Source organism: Chitinophaga eiseniae, from assembly GCF_900167135.1.
Lineage (GTDB): Bacteria > Bacteroidota > Bacteroidia > Chitinophagales > Chitinophagaceae > Chitinophaga > Chitinophaga eiseniae.
In genome coordinates this window covers 1,681,309-1,698,445 of record NZ_FUWZ01000002.1, presented here as the reverse complement: position 1 = coordinate 1,698,445, position 17,137 = coordinate 1,681,309, and the positions used below count along the sequence as shown (strand labels likewise).

Genomic DNA, 17,137 nt, shown 5'->3' with positions numbered 1-17,137 from the left:
GAAAATAAAACAGGGCGCGTAGATACACACTCCGATTTGCTGTTCACTTGTTATTCTCTTTATAATATTTTAATCATTTCTCAATACATCCACCGGGTTAGACTGCGCTGCGCGCCATGTTTGGGAGATGATCGCCAGTAGCGCGATCCCCAGCAGCGCAACAAAACTGCCGGCCAGTGTAAAAAAACCTATGCTGATCCGGTTGGCAAATATTTGCAGAAACAGCAGGCTGCCCAGGTAGCCGAGTGGCAGCGCAATCAATCCCGCCAACAGGATAAGGCGGAGATAATTACGGGAAAGCAGCAGTACCAATCCGGATACGCCGGCCCCCATTACTTTACGCACTCCAATTTCCTTCCGGCGGGTAAACGTTGTGTAAGACACCACGCCCAACAAGCCCAGTGCGGCTATCACGGTGATCATGAAGACCAGTACCGCCAGTCCGGACACCGGCTCTTTACCGCTGGTTTTCTCATGCATCAGGTCACTCATCCATTCCGCGGAAAATGTTTCTCCGGGATGCATCTCCAGCCAGGCTTTTTTAATGCCGGCTGTGAGCGCTTCTTTATCGTGTGTGTCCACCAATACCTGTAACTGGGTGAACTGGCCGGGCACAAACCGGATGGCCATCGGAAACACAGGGGCTTCTATAGGCTGATAATTAAAGTCTTTTATGACCCCGATGATGCTGACCATGGCAGAATCAGAAAGCCATATCGCTTTCCCGATGGCGTCTGACGGGGATGTCAGGTTCATCGCTTTCACCATTTGCTCATTGACGATAACATACTGCTCATGGTCCCGGGACATGGTGGCCGGAAAGCCGGACCCTGCCAGGAGCTTCAGCTGCATCACTTTCAGGAAGTCGGCATCGCCGGCATAATAGCCTGCCTGCATATGACTTCCGTTCACCGCTGTTTTTATCTGCATAAAACCGCTGTGGCGGGGAACGCCCAGCGTGCCTGAACTGGCGGTGATCATCTCCACGCCTTTCACCTGCATCATCCTGTCTTTCATCAGCTGGAAATCAGCATCCGCCAACGGTACATTCAATATGTTCTCACGGGCAAATCCCATGTTAAAAGCGGCTTTGTAGGCAAACTGCCGGTATACGGTCACAAAAAAGATGATCGCGGTGAGCGACAACGAAAACTGGATCACGATCAGGGTTTTGCGCAACCCCAGCCCTCCAAACAGTTTGATATCTACCATGTTGCGCAGTACTTTGGCCGGCTGGAAAGACGACAGCGCCCAGGCCGGGATAACACCCGCCAGCACGCCGGTCAGTACACTGAAAAGCAGAAACCAGCCTATCAGCATAAAGTCCACCGGCTCGCCGGAAAGGAAACCGATGCCGATAGAAGTATAGTGTTCCGCCAGTAGCAGCAGGGCCAGGGCTAGTAACAGCGCCAGCACGCACATGATCACCGATTCCACGATGAACTGCATAAACACTTGCCAGCGGTAGGCGCCGTTCACTTTACGGACACCTACTTCGCGCGCCCGCTGCAATGAACGAACAATGGATAAGTTAATATAGTTAAAGCAGGCACATACCAGCAAACCAAGACCAACGGCTATCTCACCGAGTACTTTGCCCCATGGCGGCGCACTGCCGATGTCATTATACATTTCCCGGGAAGGAGAAATACTGCGGAGGGATTGCTGCTCCAGCGTAATACTGCCGATCCCTTTGGAAGCCGGCTGATAATATCTCCGGGAGATAAAAGACAGGGCGGTAGCCAGCGACGCTTCGCTGACATCCGGTTTAAGCTTCACATACACATATCCGTCCTGTACATTGTTCCAGTTCAGCAACCGTTCCGGCAACAGGCCCTGTTGCTCCAGCGCCTGCACGGAGGAGAGCGAAGCGTAAGCCTCATAGTCGATATGGCTCAATCCCGGAGGAGGTGCCAGGATACCAGTAACGATGTAATCGCCCAGCTTCTCAAAGTGCACCACCTTACCCATGGCGGACGTAGTCCCGAAAATACGGCTGGCGGTGGCTTCGCTTAATACAATGCTGTTGGGCGCGGATAAGGCCGTGGCCGGATTACCGCTCTGTAGGCGGAAGCCAAATACCCGGAAAAAAGCAGGTTCGGTAAAAGCGCCGCTGACCGGCAGTTTCTTTTTACCGGCTGTTACGTTGCCGGATAAAACACCGTACAGGCTTACCGCTTCTTCCGCGATGGCATAGTCCTGCCGCAATACGTTGGCCAGCGGCAACGGCGCGCTGGCCATATGGTAATGTTTTCCTTCCTGCGTAGTCGCCTGGGAGGTGATCCGCCAGGTACGGGAAGCAGCAGGATGGAATTTATCGTAACTGAAATTTTTTTTGGTCGATTTCAATACCATCAGACATACGGTCATGCTCAGTGCCAGCCCGGCAATATTAATAAAAGCGAAGAGCCTTTGCCGACGCAGGTTTCTGAAAGCAATTTGTATGTAACGGAGTAGCATATACGTAAATAAATTTTATTCAGTTCTCAGTGATTTTATGGGATTCATGAGCGCTGCCTTCACCGATTGAATGCTTACGGTAAACAGCGCTATCAGGATGACAACAACTGCTGTAAGCACAAACAGCCACCAGTGCAGGGGCACCCTGAAAGCGAAGTGGCTCAGCCACTGTTCCATTCCATACCAGGCGATTGGTAACCCAATGGCAATGCCTGCCAGCACCTGCTTCAGGAAATCGCGCGACAACAAAGCAGATACATGCGCCACAGAAGCGCCGAGCACTTTGCGGATGCCGATTTCCTTTGTTCGCTGCCTGGCTATCAGCATAGATAGTCCCAGTAAACCTATACAGGCAATAAACACGGCGAGGCTGGCAAATAGGCCGAAAATCTTTCCCATGGTACGCTCACCGGCGTATTGTTGTTGCAGGGCCTGGTCCACGAAAGAAAAGTTGAAAGGAATGTCAGGAGCCAATTTGTTCCATACCCGCTCGACACCGGCCAGTTGCTTTTGGTTGTCGCCGGGCGCCAGCCTTATCGTCAGCACTTCGGCATCCTGCGGCCTTATCTGATAAACCACCGGGCCTATCTGGTAATGCAGGGAACGATAGTTAAAATCCTCTACCACCCCTATGATAGTTCCGTGTTTGATCAGGTTACCAGGTCTCCATTCAATCCGTTTGCCGAGCGGATCTGTAAACCCCAATCGTTTAGCTGCTGCCCTGTTCACAATAAATGCGGCAGTCGAATCTGTTGACATGGCTGGATCAAAATCTCTACCGGTGACCAGCTTAATGGCTGTTGTCTTTAACAAAGCATCGTCCCCGCTGATCACGTCGGCAATAAAAGATTCTTTGCTATCAGCCCCTTCCCTGGCAATGGCAGTACCATTCATAATACCAACGCCGATCAGAAAATTGCTTACAGAAGCCTGCTGCACACCCGGTAACGCTTTTAACTCCGTACGAAGCAATTCCGCTTTAGCGTCTATCCCATCGAGGTAAACGTTCACCAGATGGTCCTTATCAAACCCGAGGTTCTTCTCCTGCCAGAAACGTAACTGACTGTACACCACTACGGAAGCAACAATCAACACAACTGCAATGGCAAACTGCGATACCACAAGGGCGCGTCGGATAAATGTTTTCCTGCCGGGAGTGATAAAACTGCCTTTCAACACTTTAACAGGTATCAACCCCGAGAGGTACAACGCTGGATAACTGCCTGCCAGTAAGCCAACAATGGCCACCAGCAGCAATAAGCCTCCATAAACCGATACATCTGCTGAGGCAAACAACACCAGTTCCTTTCCGGTAATATTGTTAAATAACGGCATAAAAAGCAACACCAGCAGCAAAGCGCCTATGAGCGACAACACGCTGATCACTAACGACTCTGTCAGAAACTGCAGAACAAGGCTCTTCCTTTCGGCGCCTAACGCCTTGCGAAGCCCTACTTCTTTGGCCCTTTCATTCGCCCGCGCCGTGGTCAGGTTCATGAAATTGATACAGGCAATCAAGACAATAAAGGCAGCAATGGCAACATATAACCAGATCATGGGCGTATTATCCGGCCCACCGCTGTCACTGTCGGGATGTAAGTGCACATGCTGCAATGGTTGCAGTTCCAGGAAAAATTTAATTCCGTACTTCCTGGTAATTTCCCCGATATGCAGCTCAACAAAGTCTTTCAACAGGGGCATTAGTGCAGTAGGGGTAACATCTTTGGCCAGCTCCACATAGGTGACGTTATTGGTAAACATGTACCACATGTCTTCCCAACGGTTATTTTCACTGGTCAGCGTAGCGAATGACTGAATAACGTCCATCCGGAGGTCCGTATTAGCCGGCATGTCAGCAGCTACGCCGGTAACCGTACAGTTATATTTATTGCCTACTTTCAGCAATTTCCCTACCGGCGATGCTGTGCCGAAATATCTCCTGGCAGCGCTGGCGGAGAGTACCACAGTATAAGGCGCCTTGAGTACAGTTGCGGGATCTCCCTCCAGCAGCGGAAAATCAAACATCTGAAAAAAAGAAGCGTCTGCATAACCAGAATGTGCTTCCAGTATCTTTTTATCACCGTAGGTATACAGTGTAGTGCCTGGCGTAAATATTCTTACTACATCTTTAATACCGGAGATCTCCTTTTTAAGTGCGGGGCCTACAGCTATCTGTGTGCTCGCATCATGATTCATGGTACCATTGGCATTATTACTTTCTACTTTCGTAAGCCGGTAAATACTGTCTGCCTTATGGTGGAACCGGTCAAAACTCAGTTCGTCCCGTACATACAGTACGATCAGTATACAGCAGGCCATTCCCACTGCCAAACCAAAAACGTTGATGGCAGTGAGAAATTTATGCCGCTGCAAATGGCGAAAAGCGATGCTGCAATAGTTCCGGAACATGATGTGATGATTTTAGAATGGCGGAAAGAGAAAATCACACGTGAAACTGTTCCTTAATATTCTCAGTTACCACCCGTCCGTCGAATAAGTTGACAATACGGTGGGCAAACCCTGCATCATAGGGGGAGTGCGTCACCATGATGAGCGTGGTACCGGCATTGTTCAGCTCCTGCAACAGCTTCATCACTTCCTCACCGTTGGAGGAATCGAGGTTACCGGTAGGTTCATCCGCAAGGATCAGGTTAGGTTTGGCCACTACGGCGCGGGCAATGGCCACACGCTGCTGCTGGCCACCGGACAGCTGCTGCGGGAAGTGGTTGCGGCGGTGCATAATGTTCATGCGCTCCAGCACCTCCTCTACTTTCTGTTTCCTTTCTGCCGGCGCTACTTTCAGGTATAACAACGGCAGCTCCACATTTTCATATACCGTCAGTTCATCAATCAGGTTGAAGCTCTGAAATACAAACCCGATGGATCCTTTACGCAGCTGCGCCCGCTGACGCTCGCTCATTCTTGCTACCTCTTTGCCCCAGAAATGATACTCGCCGTCACTGGGATTGTCCAGTAACCCAAGTATATTCAGCAAGGTGGACTTACCGCAACCGGACGGTCCCATAATCGCTACAAACTCTCCATCCTGCACTTCCATGTTAATGCCGTTGAGCGCAGTTGTTTCCACTTCTTCTGTAGTGAACAGCTTTTGTAAGTTAACGGTGCGAATCATATCTCTTGATTGTCTTTAATGAATAATGGTTTTACAATGCTCGTTATATAAAAATGGATGATGTTTTAAAATGCCAGCACATCCTTGTTACCGAAGTTTTCGTAGGAAGAAGTGATCACCTGGTCACCCGGTTGCAGTCCTTCCAATACTTCAAAATACAAAGGATTTTTCCTTCCAAGCGAGATATTCCGTTTAACGGCTTTGTTCCCGCTCTTGTCTACTACGTACACCCAGTTGCCGCCTGTGTCGGAGAAAAAGCCGCCAAGGGGCAACAGCAGCGCTTCCTGTGATTTGCCCAACACCAGCCGGATGGGGGTGGACTGTCCACGGCGGATGCCTTCAGGTGCTTCTTTTTCAAAATTCATATCTGCTTGAAAACGACCACTTTTCACCTCCGGGTATACCTTGGTCACCACCATATCATAGGATTTTCCATCAAATTCAAAAGTAGCTTTCAGACCGGCAAAAACCTGGGATACATAGTGCTCATCGATGTCTGCACGCAGCTTAAACCCGTTCAGGTCGTCAATCTGGCCGATATTCTGACCAGCGGTAATGCTGGAGCCCACTTCCACATCAATGGATGACAGCTGGCCGGACACCGGGGCCCGTACGATCAGGCTGTTGAGGTTCTGCTTCATCAGCTCCAGGTTACGCTGGGTGCGGGACAAGGTCCCTTCCAGCTGCGTAATCTGCTGACGGGCGTTGTCACGCTGATAGGCCTGCGACTGCATCTGGATGTCCCGCTGCCGTTTCAGTCCCTCCAGTTCAATCTTGTTTTTATTGAACTCCTGGCGGGCAACGATCTTCTCGTCTACCAGCTGCTTATTGCGATCATAAAGGTCTTGTGCGGCGTCGATCTTGGTGTCCAGGTCGGAGATGGTCTGCTGCATCACGAAGTCCTGCTGACGGATATTCAACCGGGTGTTCTGTAACTCATTTCGCAAACGGTAGATCTCTGTTTCGTGGTTCACAAACTCCATCATCATTCGCTGGTTGTCCAGCTTCAGGATGGAATCACCTTCTTTTATCATACTACCGCCTTCGAGATACTTGCGGCTCACATAACCGCCTTCAATGGCGTCGAGACGGATGGTCTTCAATGGCATCACCACGGCGGTGACAGCGATATATACATCGAATGTTCCTTTTTTAACAGTAGAGATCGTGATCTTGTCTTTCTCCACATTCAGCGTGGCCCGGTGATCCGCAAAAATCAGCGTATACAGTAACAGCAATGCTACCAGTCCGCCACCACCGACCATCAGGATGCGCTTTTTGTTCCAGAACTTCTTTTCTATTTTTCTGTCCATGATATTTATCAAAAAGTTTGTGCCCAAGGAATTTCAATCCATATGCCAAAGCACAAAACAGCGTACCATCAAGCATTTAGAGGGGCCAAACGGTTAAAAAACGTCCTATGCCGGACAACCGGTGTTCATAAACGGACACTTTTCGGAAAGCCTGAAATAAAGCGCTTTTGTAAAAAAATCTTTCTGTAATATTGTTGCATTCACCTTTTACCCATGACCACCATGCAACCCGGAAAAATTCTGATCGTTGACGACGATGTTGATGTATTGCGCGCAGCCCGCCTGCTGCTGAAACGGCACTTTGAACAGGTGGATTTTGAAAAAAATCCGCAAAAGATTCCATATCTGGTAACCAACTTCGACTACGACGTTATCCTGCTGGATATGAACTTCACGCGTGACCTCAGCAGCGGCAAGGAAGGATTCGAATGGCTGGACCGTATCCTCGACATCAAACCCGATACAGCAGTGGTATTATTTACCGCCTACGGCGATGTGGAAATGGCGGTAAGAGCCATTAAATCCGGCGCAGTGGATTTTGTGCTCAAACCCTGGGAAAATGAAAAACTACTGGCCACCATCCAGTCGGCCTACAACAAACGGGCGTCCAAACTGGATAAACCGCCCGCAGTACATAACACCGGCAACCTGATCGTGGGCAACAGCCCGGCTATGCAGGCCGTATTCGACACCGTTTCCCGTGTAGCCGCCACCGATGCCAATGTCCTTATCCTCGGCGAAAACGGTACCGGTAAAGACATGCTGGCCAGGCATATCCACCAGCAATCGCACCGCAGCGGAAAACCTATCGTCAGCGTAGACCTCGGCGCCATCAGCGAAACACTCTTTGAAAGCGAACTTTTCGGTCACGTAAAAGGCGCCTTCACCGACGCCCGGGAAGACAGGGCCGGACGCTTCGAAGAAGCCGCCGGCGGCACCATCTTCCTCGATGAAATCGGTAACATCTCCATCCCCTTTCAGGCTAAACTCCTGACAGTACTGCAAAACAGGTCCGTCACCAAAGTAGGGTCCAACAAGAGTATACCCATCGACGTTAGACTGATCTGCGCCACCAACCGTAATATTCAGCAACAGGCTGCCCAGCAACTGTTCCGCCAGGACCTTCTCTACCGTATCAACACCATCGAAATACAACTGCCTCCCCTGCGCGAACGCCGGGAAGATATCATACCATTGGCAGAACATTTCCTGCAACTGTACAGGGAGAAATATAAGCGCCCGGTCAACAGCCTGCATGAATCGCTCATCCCGCAACTGGAGAAATATGAATGGCCCGGTAATATCCGCGAACTGCAGCACGCTATGGAGAGGGCCGTGATCCTCTCTCAGGGCAAATCATTGCAGGCCAAAGACGTTTTCGTGAAAAACAATACCGCGCAGGACCAGCAAATGGATACCGGTTATAACCTGGAAGAAATGGAACGTAACATTATCACCCAGGCCATGAAAAAATGTAACGGGAATATCACCGAAGCGGCCAAAGAACTGGGCCTCAGCAGAGCAGCGCTCTACCGCAGGCTCGAAAAATACAATATTTAACTGCCTGTTTGCCGGAGCCTCCTCCGGCAAACCTCTTTATCATGAACCGTTTCAGCCTCAATATCATCCTTCGCATACTGCTGCTCACCATTACACTGGCCGCCGTAGTATGGCTGTACATGCGGGACATGACACCGCTGGCAGTCCTTACGGTCCCATTGGTAGCCGTGCAGATATACGGTATCTACTACTACCTCAACCGGATCAACCGTAAACTTACCCTCTTTCTCGAGTCCATCCGGTACGAGGATTTCTCTATCCGCTTCAGCGCAGACAACCAGCTGGGCAAGAGCTTCCGGATGCTCAACCACCAGTTCAACGAGGTACTGGAAGCCTTCCGGCAAACCCGCGCCGAGAAAGAAGCCAATCTCAAATACATCGATACCATCATCCAGCATATCAGTATCGGCGTGTTCTCCTTCGACGCCGAAGGACGGATAGAACTGATCAACCCCGCCGCTTTCCGCCTGCTGGGCATCTACCGCCTCCGCAATATTGCAGAACTGAAAACCGTGCATCCCGGCCTCTCGGAATTATTGACGGACCTGTCTTCCGGCAACAAAACCCTGTACGCCACGCGGCAGGAACAGCAACTGTCTATCCACGCCGCCACCGTGCGGCTGCAGGGCCGGCTTATCAAGCTCATCTCCATCCAGAATATCCACTCCGAACTGCAGAAAAAAGAGCTGGAAGCATGGCAGAACCTGACGAAAATATTACGGCATGAAATCATGAATTCCGTTACCCCCATCGTGTCACTTATTGGCACCATGCAGGAAATCGTGGACCTCGACATAGCCCCCTCCGCCGGCAACAGGGAAGGCATCGAAGATCTCCGGGAAGCCCTGCTGACAGTAGAAAGCCGCAGTAAAGGCATCATGAACTTCGTCAACGCCTACCGCGACTATACCACATTGCCGCAACCGCAGTTTACCCGCGTTAATATCAAATCACTGACAACTACCGTCAGCAGCCTTTTCCAGACAGACATGAAACAGGCCGGTATCCAGTTCCAGCTGGAAGTGGACGCTGAAAATGTGGAGATACATGCCGACGTGTCGCAGCTGCAGATGGTGCTGATCAACCTGGTAAAAAACGCTATGGACGCCCTGGAACAAACCGACAACCCCAGTATCCATGTGAAGGTATACCTCAACAACATACAACAGGTATGCATTGAAATCACCGACAACGGTCCCGGTATCGATACCGACGCCATGAACAAAATTTTTATCCCTTTCTTCACCACCAAAAAAACCGGTTCCGGTATCGGCCTCAGTCTTTCCCAACAGATCATCCAGATGCATGGCGGCCAGCTAAAGGTTCTAAGTCCCGGTAATAACGGCAACGGTACTACGTTCCTTATTCTGCTGAATACCTGATGTTTGTGCTAAAAGTTTGTTATCTTGTTATAACAACCTGCACAACTCATGAACGCATCCAGATGGTTAGCGCTGTATTTCGTGACCCTCCTTGCTGATCTGGTATTGATCAGCCTGAACATGGACGGCCTCCGCTTTGCTACCAAACCTCTGCTCGTACCATTGCTGGCTGTTTATTTCCTGACAGCCGGGGGAACAACGCCGGCCAGACAGAAGGCATGGATGTATGGCGCGATGTTGTTTTGTTTATCGGGAGATGTGCTGCTGATGTTTGACCACCTTTTTTTACCGGGACTGGGGTGTTTCCTCGCCGGGCATGTTTTTTACATTTTCTTTTTCCTGACGATCCGGTACTCCAATCCGCCCGTACCGCCCTGCAAATACCATTGGGTGTTTCTCAACGCCGCTGCCGTCATCGGTTACGTTCTCTTTCTGATGCCTTACCTTGGCAGGATGGTCATCCCGGTGATCATCTATTCGCTGGTGATCTCCATTATGCTGCAAAGCGTGATCCACGCCTTTCATTACCGTTACCAGCGTATGGCCTGGTATTGCCTGGGAGGTGCTGTGCTTTTTGTGCTGTCTGACTCCCTCATTGCGCTGGGCCGGTTTTACCATCCCCTGCCGGCAGGCGGGCAGCTGGTCATGCTTACTTACGGACTGGCACAGGCAGGGCTGGTTTATGGTGCTGTACAGTATTACCGCCAATGACAAAAATCACCGGTATTGGTATTAAAAAAGCGGTAATTTCGTACCCTATGCAGCAAACAGATTTTCTTGTCATCGGTTCGGGGATTGCAGGCTTGACCTATGCTCTCAAAGTATCTCAGCAATACCCTGATAAAACAATTACCGTTATCACTAAAAGCCGTGAGGATGAAACCAATACCAAATACGCGCAGGGCGGTGTGGCAGTGGTCAACGATCTGGAAAACGACAGCTTTGAAAAACATATAGAAGACACCCTTATCGCGGGTGACGGCCTTTGTAACGAACGTATTGTGGAGATCGTGGTCACCGAAGGACCTGAAAGAGTCAATGAAATCATTGAATGGGGCGCCAACTTCGATAAAAATCCCGACGGCGATTTTTCTCTCGGCCGGGAAGGCGGGCATTCCGTTTTCAGGGTCATCCACCATAAAGACGTTACCGGTAAGGAGATCGAACGGGCGCTGCTCGAGGCTATCCACCGCCGGCCCAATATACAACTCGTTACCCACTGCTTCGTGGTAGACCTGATCACCCAGCACCACCTGGGCTACCTGGTCACCAAATCCACGCCCGACGTCGAATGTTTCGGGGTGTATGTGCTCAACCTCAACAACAGGAAAATAGAAACTATCCTGGCGAAAATAACGCTGCTGGCCACCGGCGGCAATGGACAGGTGTATCGCAGCACCACCAATCCTACTATCGCTACCGGCGATGGTGTAGCCATGGTATACCGCGCTAAAGGCCGCATCGAAAACATGGAGTTTATCCAGTTTCACCCGACCGCCTTTTACCAACCCGGGGTCAACCCTTCTTTCCTGATCACGGAAGCAGTACGTGGCGACGGCGGCATCCTCCGCAATATCCACGGCGAAGATTTCATGCATAAGTACGATCCCCGCCTGTCACTGGCGCCGCGCGATATCGTGGCCCGCGCCATCGACAGTGAGATGAAGATCACCGGTACCGAGTATGTGTATCTCGACTGCCGCCATATGGATATTGAAAAGTTCATTCATCACTTCCCCAATATTTACGAAACCTGTAAAGCTGCCGGCATCGATGTGCAGACACAGATGATACCGGTAGCGCCGGCTGCACACTACAGCTGTGGGGGCATTAAAACCAACGAATGGGGCCAGACTTCCATCCGTAATCTCTATGCCTGCGGCGAATGCGCCAGCACCGGCCTGCATGGCGCCAACCGCCTCGCCTCCAACTCTTTGCTGGAAGCCATGGTATTTGCCCACCGCTGCTTCATGGACGCCACCAGCAAAATAGATATGCTGGAGTTCCGGGAAAACGTGCCCGACTGGGACGCCCGCGGCACCACCGCCCCACGGGAAATGATCCTTATTACCCAGAGCCTCAAGGAACTGAAACAGATCATGAGCGACTATGTTGGTATCGTACGGACCAACGAACGCCTGGCCCGCGCCATGCGCCGCCTCGATATGCTGCACGAAGAAACGGAAGCCCTGTATGAAAAAACAGAAGTATCCCCGCAATTATGTGAACTGCGTAACCTGATCACCGCCGCATACCTGATCGTAAAAGGCGCCGCCTTCCGCAAAGAAAGCAGAGGCCTGCATTTCAATACGGACTACCCGTACAAATGCGAACTGGTGCAAAATATTGTCTTGTAAGCCAACCGGCTGGTTTTCACTACCTTTGCGGGGCATTCAAGTTTAGACAGGCATATGTACTATTTATTACTTGTTTTTTGTTACGGCATTTCCTTATTGCCTTTCCCGGTACTTTACTTCATCAGTGACATCCTGTATGCACTGGTGTATTACGTATTCGGTTACCGGAAGCAAGTGGTGCTGGCCAATATGAAACAGGCTTTCCCGGATAAATCGCCGGAAGAAATTAACCGGCTGGCTAAAAAATATTACCGCAACCTCACCGATATGATGGTGGAAACCATCAAGCTGCTCACCATGAGCAAAAAGCAGCTGCAGAAGCGCTTTATCTGTGACCTGACGGTCCTGCACGAGCTATATGCCAAAGGCAAGAGCTGCCAGTTGCACCTGGGGCACAATTTTAACTGGGAATGGGCTAACCTCTTCTGCATGCAGGGCGTAGCTTTCCCGTTCCTCGTAGTATATATGCCGCTCAGCAGCAAACCGGCCGACCGTATGTTCCGCCACTTCCGGGAAAAATTCGGGTCTATACTCATCCCCGCCAATGACATGGCCAACAGTATGAAGCCCTGGCTCGAGAAACAATACCTGATTGCACTGGTGGCCGATCAGAATCCCGGCAACCCCAGGAGCTGCCTGTGGTATCCGTTTCTTAATAAAATGACGCCCTTCTATAAAGGCCCTGAAATGGCGGCCCGCAGAAACGATATCCCGGTAGTGTTTGTAGATATCCGTAAAACCAAACGCGGTTATTACCACGCCACCCTGAAACTGATGTTTGAAGAACCGCAACAGGCGCCGGTAGGGAAAATAACGGAAGCGTTTGTACGGTTCCTGGAGAAAAATATTCATGAGCAACCGGAGGTATGGGTGTGGAGCCACAGAAGATGGAAACATGCCTATCCCGGCACACCGGAAACGAAATAAAAAGCAAAGACCCGGGCAGCCGCCCGGGTCTTTGCTTTTATACCTTCACCGGAAAGATCATCCGGGTATTTTGAGTTTTTGTCCGGGAAAAATTTTATTCGGGTCTTTGATCTGGTCCTTATTGGCTTCAAAGATATCCTTCCACGAAACACCGGGATAGTTCCTGGCTATCTTGCTCAGATTGTCACCGGATTTTACTTCGTAGGTCTGCACTCCACCCCCGCTGCCATCGGCAACAGTGATATTCATGACCACATCAGCAGAACGCATTTCGGGGTCCAGTTTTTCGTAGGTGTCCCACAGTTGGTCTTTCACCGCTGCAGTAGCGCCACCATCGATATACAGTACACCGTCCTGTTCCCTTACCTGTAAATTGGTAACGCCGGCGCTGTTAGCCTGGCTGATCAGTTCCTGGTATTTATCCTGTAAACTCATGACAGTAATTTTTTAAAGGGTTATTTCAATTTAAGGTTGTTGTTAACTTTCCTGGGTTTGGATTCCTGCGCTGTCTGAATGATTTTACGCAGATCGCTTTTTTTAGCTTCGCCGTTCAGGGTTACTTCACCGTTGGCCACTGTTACGGTTACTGTAGAAAATCCCGCTGCAGCATATGCAGAATCAAGGGTTTTCTTCAGCACATCGTCGGGGTTGATCGTTACCGGAGCTGGGGTTGGTTCCGGCGCTTTCACAGTGATATTGTTGGTGACAGATTTTACACCGGAAACGCTTTTCAGGGCTTCTTCCGCTGCTGCTTTGGCAGCGTCGTCGGTCACTTCGCCGCTCAGGGTTACCCCCCCGCCTTTCACCTCTGCGGAGATACCTGGAATAGTGCTTAGTTTTTCGTTAACGGCCTGTTGGATTTTGCTGTCCGATGGCTTACAGGCGAAGAGGAAAACGCCCATCATCATCATAAGGGCGAGCGCTAAGGATTTTCTATTCATGGTGAGAAGTTTTAGTTCCAGAAGATAACAAATAACGTGCTAACAGAAAATTTTTTCTCGTTTAACTAATTGTTAATCAACTAAAAAATCACACAAACAAAAAAGTCAACCTGAAAAAGAACGGCTGTAATAAAGGATTTGGGGGAAACGGGACAGCAGCAATATACATTCGCTTATTTATCTATATAAAAACAGCAGGCCGCAAAGGAATCCCTTGCGGCCTGCTGATATATCATTTAAAAAAGGCGCTTAGTTCAGCACGTTCTTTTCCTGTACCACTTCCAGTCCTTTCTCATCTTTCATTTTGGCGAAACCACCCTCTACATTACGCAGGTTGTGGATACCCTCTTTTTTCAGGATAGAGCAGGCGATGATGCTGCGGTAGCCGCCCTGGCAGTGAACATACAGGTTCAGATGCTCTTCCAGGTTGGCGAGATTGGCGGCGTCCATCATATCTCCCAGCGGCAGGCTGATGGCGTCTTTAATATGTCCGTTAGCGTATTCTACCGGTTTGCGTACGTCCACAATCACAAGATTTTCATCATGTGGTACGTCCATAGCCAGCTCATCTGCTTCTACGGTGATGATCATATCTCTTTCCTCACCGGCTGCTTCCCAGGCAGGGAAACCACCTTCGAGGTAACCCGCTACGTTTTCAAAACCTACGCGGGCCATTCTTACCACTGTTTCTTCTTCTTTGCCCGGTGTGGTGACCAGGATAATTTCCTGATCGAAAGGCAACAGGCTGCCGGCCCATTCTGCGAAACGGCCTTCCAGGCCGATGCTGATGGATTCAGGCACAAAACCGTCGCCAAATTCCGTAGCCGGACGGGTATCCAGGATCAGGGCGCCTGCGTTGCGTCTTTCTTTCAAAGCAGCGGGCGTAAGCGGTTGCAACGCTTTGTTCATCACGGCCTGCAGCGCGTCATAACCTTCCTTGTTGATTTTTGCGTTGATCGGGAAATAAGAAGGCGGTGTGGCCAAACCACTGGTCACCTCCTGGATGAACTGCGCCTTATCAGTGGCCAGCAGTGCATAGTTGGTGCTTTTTTCTTCTCCGATAGTGCTATAGGTGTTCGGGCCAAGGTTTTTACCACAGGCAGATCCCGGGCCGTGCGCCGGATATACGATCACGTTATCAGGCAGTGTTTTGATCCGGCTGTTCAGTGATTCGAACAGGAGACCAGCCAGTTCTTCTTTCGTGAGATTGCCGCTGAACAGGTCAGGACGGCCTACATCGCCCACAAACAGGGTGTCTCCCGTAAAAACGGCGTGCGGCGCTTTGTTGGCGTCCAGCAGCAGGTAACAGGTAGATTCCAGTGTATGCCCCGGCGTATGTAAGACCTTAATGGCTACATCGCCAATGGCGAATTCTTCATTATCTTTTGCCACGTAGGCGTCGAAGCCGGTTTCAGCGTCCGGGCCAAACACGATCTGTGCACCGGTAGCTTTCGCCAGTTCCAGGTGCCCCGACACGAAGTCTGCGTGGAAATGGGTTTCGAAAATGTATTTGATGGTGGCATTGCGTTCCCTGGCGAGGTCCAGGTATACATCGATATCCCTCAGCGGGTCTATCACCACGGCCACTCCTCCTGACTCAATGAAGTATGCCGCTTCTGACAGGCAATTGGTGTATAATTGTTTTACGTACATGGATTGGCTTTTTGATTTGATTGGTTTTTGTAATCCACAAATTTACAAATAAATCACCCCCCGCACGTATGGATAAAATCTATACTAAAATAAAAAAGTAGCCTTCCGGCTACTTTTTACAATAATTCAATTCCGTATTTAAAAATGGCTAATATGCATTAACCAACCAGTTCTTCCACAAATTTTGCCACCTCAGCAATACGCTGCTTGTTGATGGTGTAGTGGATAAACTTACCATCTCTTTCTGTAATTACAATACCAGCCCGTCTTAATATGGCCAGATGCTGCGATGCTACCGATTGTTCCAAACGCAATTTTACATATATCTCTGTCACAGTCATTTTCTTATGGTCCTCCAGCAGCTTTATCATCTGCTGGCGCAACTTATGGTTGATAGCACGCAAAACCATAGCGGCCTTTTTAACGGCAATGTAATCCAATTTGATCTGGTCTTTTTCATTGTTACCTCTAGAAATAATAAGAGTATTAGAAGAGGTAGTTAATAATGTTTTTTCCATCGCATAATAGTTTTTAAAAAATGATGAAATGAAAGGGATCAACGGACAGTAATCGCAAAACAGTTAGACAACAAATGCGGTTATCGATTTACACAAAAATATAATATCTGTCACAATAAAAAAAATTTCTATACCTTATTTTATCATATATAACCCGAGGATATGTGCAAATTAGATGTAATTTGACAGTTGCATGACAAATAAAACGAACGTGTTAGGATTTTTGGGGGAAATAAAAGCCTTTGAGGTAAAAAGGGCTGAAATAAGCGAGGTCAGCAAAAGACTTTCGATGGAATAACTGTTCAGCCAACGGGGCCATATCCGCGGCATTCATTTCATAGGGAACAAAAACGGCATTATCGATGGAAGGCAGCATGGCGGCCCACTTTGGGCTACCATTGCCGAAAAAATATACTTTCTTTTGCACCAGCCAGGCATCCAGCGACGCCGGTTCCAGGATAAGGGCCTGCGGCGCCATCACCGGTTGCAGAGAGGCGTCATAAATAGCGGTAAACACTTCCTGCCGGCGTGCGTCCAGCATAGGGCAATACCACGCGTTTTCATCCTGTATGCCCGCCATGGCGCCCTGCGCCATCATCTGCAATGTGGGAACGGCCAGCAGCGGCTTATTCCAGGCATAACACAGTCCTTTGGCTGTAGCCACGCCTACCCGTAAACCGGTATAAGACCCGGGTCCGGCACTGACGGCCACGGCATCGAGATCGGCCGCAGTAACGCCCTGCTCACGCAGCACCTGCTGCACATACAACACCATTGCGGCGGCATGGTCCTGCTGCTGCTCGTTCACAAGTGTCTGTAACGCTTTCCCATCGCGGGCCAGGCTCACCGAACCGGTAGTGGTGGCTGTATCTATGCTCAGTATTAATGCCATT

General features: G+C 50.0%; 14 protein-coding genes. 5 read left to right on the top strand and 9 right to left on the bottom strand.

Annotated features, from left to right (window positions below; translation table 11 throughout):
- Positions 1–69 precede the first annotated feature (69 nt).
- From B5D63_RS16640 to B5D63_RS16625, 4 genes are all read right to left on the bottom strand, one after another.
- Positions 70–2,460, bottom strand: coding sequence for an ABC transporter permease (locus tag B5D63_RS16640; protein ID WP_078669900.1), 2,391 nt, complete (start codon positions 2,458–2,460; stop codon positions 70–72).
- A 15-nt stretch (positions 2,461–2,475) separates the two neighbouring features.
- The gene (locus B5D63_RS16635) at positions 2,476–4,869 is read right to left on the bottom strand and encodes an ABC transporter permease (protein ID WP_078669899.1); all 2,394 of its coding nucleotides are present in this window, start codon (positions 4,867–4,869) and stop codon (positions 2,476–2,478) included.
- Positions 4,870–4,903: 34 nt separating this feature from the next.
- Positions 4,904–5,593 (bottom strand): ABC transporter ATP-binding protein, encoded by a 690-nt coding sequence (locus tag B5D63_RS16630; protein WP_078669898.1) that lies wholly within the window; start codon positions 5,591–5,593, stop codon positions 4,904–4,906.
- Positions 5,594–5,658: 65 nt separating this feature from the next.
- Positions 5,659–6,906, bottom strand: coding sequence for an efflux RND transporter periplasmic adaptor subunit (locus tag B5D63_RS16625; RefSeq protein ID WP_078669897.1), 1,248 nt, complete (start codon positions 6,904–6,906; stop codon positions 5,659–5,661).
- A 213-nt stretch (positions 6,907–7,119) separates the two neighbouring features.
- On the opposite strand from B5D63_RS16625, the gene B5D63_RS16620 reads away from it, so the two are divergent.
- Genes B5D63_RS16620 through B5D63_RS16600 form a run of 5 tightly spaced genes read left to right on the top strand, consistent with a single transcriptional unit; the run spans position 7,120 to position 13,132 of the window.
- On the top strand, positions 7,120–8,466 hold the full coding sequence (locus tag B5D63_RS16620) for a sigma-54-dependent transcriptional regulator (RefSeq protein WP_078669896.1): 1,347 nt from the start codon (positions 7,120–7,122) through the stop codon (positions 8,464–8,466).
- 41 nt (positions 8,467–8,507) lie between these two features.
- Positions 8,508–9,848: a sensor histidine kinase gene (locus B5D63_RS16615; RefSeq protein ID WP_078669895.1), complete on the top strand. Its 1,341-nt coding sequence runs from the start codon at positions 8,508–8,510 to the stop codon at positions 9,846–9,848.
- A gap of 48 nt (positions 9,849–9,896) precedes the next feature.
- Positions 9,897–10,559 (top strand): lysoplasmalogenase, encoded by a 663-nt coding sequence (locus B5D63_RS16610; protein ID WP_078669894.1) that lies wholly within the window; start codon positions 9,897–9,899, stop codon positions 10,557–10,559.
- A gap of 47 nt (positions 10,560–10,606) precedes the next feature.
- Positions 10,607–12,205: an L-aspartate oxidase gene (gene nadB, locus B5D63_RS16605; RefSeq protein ID WP_078670344.1), complete on the top strand. Its 1,599-nt coding sequence runs from the start codon at positions 10,607–10,609 to the stop codon at positions 12,203–12,205.
- Between the two features lie 54 nt (positions 12,206–12,259).
- Positions 12,260–13,132 (top strand): lysophospholipid acyltransferase family protein, encoded by an 873-nt coding sequence (locus tag B5D63_RS16600; RefSeq protein ID WP_078669893.1) that lies wholly within the window; start codon positions 12,260–12,262, stop codon positions 13,130–13,132.
- Positions 13,133–13,189: 57 nt separating this feature from the next.
- On the opposite strand, the gene B5D63_RS16595 is transcribed toward B5D63_RS16600, so the two are convergent.
- The 5 genes from B5D63_RS16595 to tsaB form a co-directional block, all read right to left on the bottom strand.
- A complete protein-coding gene (locus tag B5D63_RS16595) occupies positions 13,190–13,567 on the bottom strand; it encodes a LysM peptidoglycan-binding domain-containing protein (RefSeq protein WP_078669892.1) in 378 nt (125 codons plus the stop codon).
- 20 nt (positions 13,568–13,587) lie between these two features.
- Entirely contained in the window at positions 13,588–14,073 is a 486-nt protein-coding gene (locus B5D63_RS16590; RefSeq protein ID WP_235021555.1) for a BON domain-containing protein, read from the bottom strand.
- A 249-nt stretch (positions 14,074–14,322) separates the two neighbouring features.
- The gene (locus B5D63_RS16585; protein WP_078669890.1) at positions 14,323–15,726 is read right to left on the bottom strand and encodes an MBL fold metallo-hydrolase; all 1,404 of its coding nucleotides are present in this window, start codon (positions 15,724–15,726) and stop codon (positions 14,323–14,325) included.
- 158 nt (positions 15,727–15,884) lie between these two features.
- Positions 15,885–16,244 (bottom strand): ArsR/SmtB family transcription factor, encoded by a 360-nt coding sequence (locus B5D63_RS16580; protein ID WP_073084462.1) that lies wholly within the window; start codon positions 16,242–16,244, stop codon positions 15,885–15,887.
- 214 nt (positions 16,245–16,458) lie between these two features.
- Positions 16,459–17,136 (bottom strand): tRNA (adenosine(37)-N6)-threonylcarbamoyltransferase complex dimerization subunit type 1 TsaB, encoded by a 678-nt coding sequence (tsaB, locus tag B5D63_RS16575; protein ID WP_078669889.1) that lies wholly within the window; start codon positions 17,134–17,136, stop codon positions 16,459–16,461.
- Position 17,137 lies beyond the last annotated feature (1 nt).

Bases quoted from the DNA above. Each gene is read 5' to 3' on its own strand.
- B5D63_RS16625 (WP_078669897.1), bottom strand. From the start codon at position 6,906: ATGGACAGAAAAATAGAAAAGAAGTTCTGGAACAAAAAGCGCATCCTG.
- B5D63_RS16620 (WP_078669896.1), top strand. From the start codon at position 7,120: ATGACCACCATGCAACCCGGAAAAATTCTGATCGTTGACGACGATGTT.
- B5D63_RS16595 (WP_078669892.1), bottom strand. From the start codon at position 13,567: ATGAGTTTACAGGATAAATACCAGGAACTGATCAGCCAGGCTAACAGC.
- B5D63_RS16630 (WP_078669898.1), bottom strand. From the start codon at position 5,593: ATGATTCGCACCGTTAACTTACAAAAGCTGTTCACTACAGAAGAAGTG.
- B5D63_RS16590 (WP_235021555.1), bottom strand. From the start codon at position 14,073: ATGAATAGAAAATCCTTAGCGCTCGCCCTTATGATGATGATGGGCGTT.
- B5D63_RS16635 (WP_078669899.1), bottom strand. From the start codon at position 4,869: ATGTTCCGGAACTATTGCAGCATCGCTTTTCGCCATTTGCAGCGGCAT.
- B5D63_RS16600 (WP_078669893.1), top strand. From the start codon at position 12,260: ATGTACTATTTATTACTTGTTTTTTGTTACGGCATTTCCTTATTGCCT.
- B5D63_RS16640 (WP_078669900.1), bottom strand. From the start codon at position 2,460: ATGCTACTCCGTTACATACAAATTGCTTTCAGAAACCTGCGTCGGCAA.
- B5D63_RS16585 (WP_078669890.1), bottom strand. From the start codon at position 15,726: ATGTACGTAAAACAATTATACACCAATTGCCTGTCAGAAGCGGCATAC.
- nadB (WP_078670344.1), top strand. From the start codon at position 10,607: ATGCAGCAAACAGATTTTCTTGTCATCGGTTCGGGGATTGCAGGCTTG.
- tsaB (WP_078669889.1), bottom strand. From the start codon at position 17,136: ATGGCATTAATACTGAGCATAGATACAGCCACCACTACCGGTTCGGTG.
- B5D63_RS16615 (WP_078669895.1), top strand. From the start codon at position 8,508: ATGAACCGTTTCAGCCTCAATATCATCCTTCGCATACTGCTGCTCACC.
- B5D63_RS16580 (WP_073084462.1), bottom strand. From the start codon at position 16,244: ATGGAAAAAACATTATTAACTACCTCTTCTAATACTCTTATTATTTCT.
- B5D63_RS16610 (WP_078669894.1), top strand. From the start codon at position 9,897: ATGAACGCATCCAGATGGTTAGCGCTGTATTTCGTGACCCTCCTTGCT.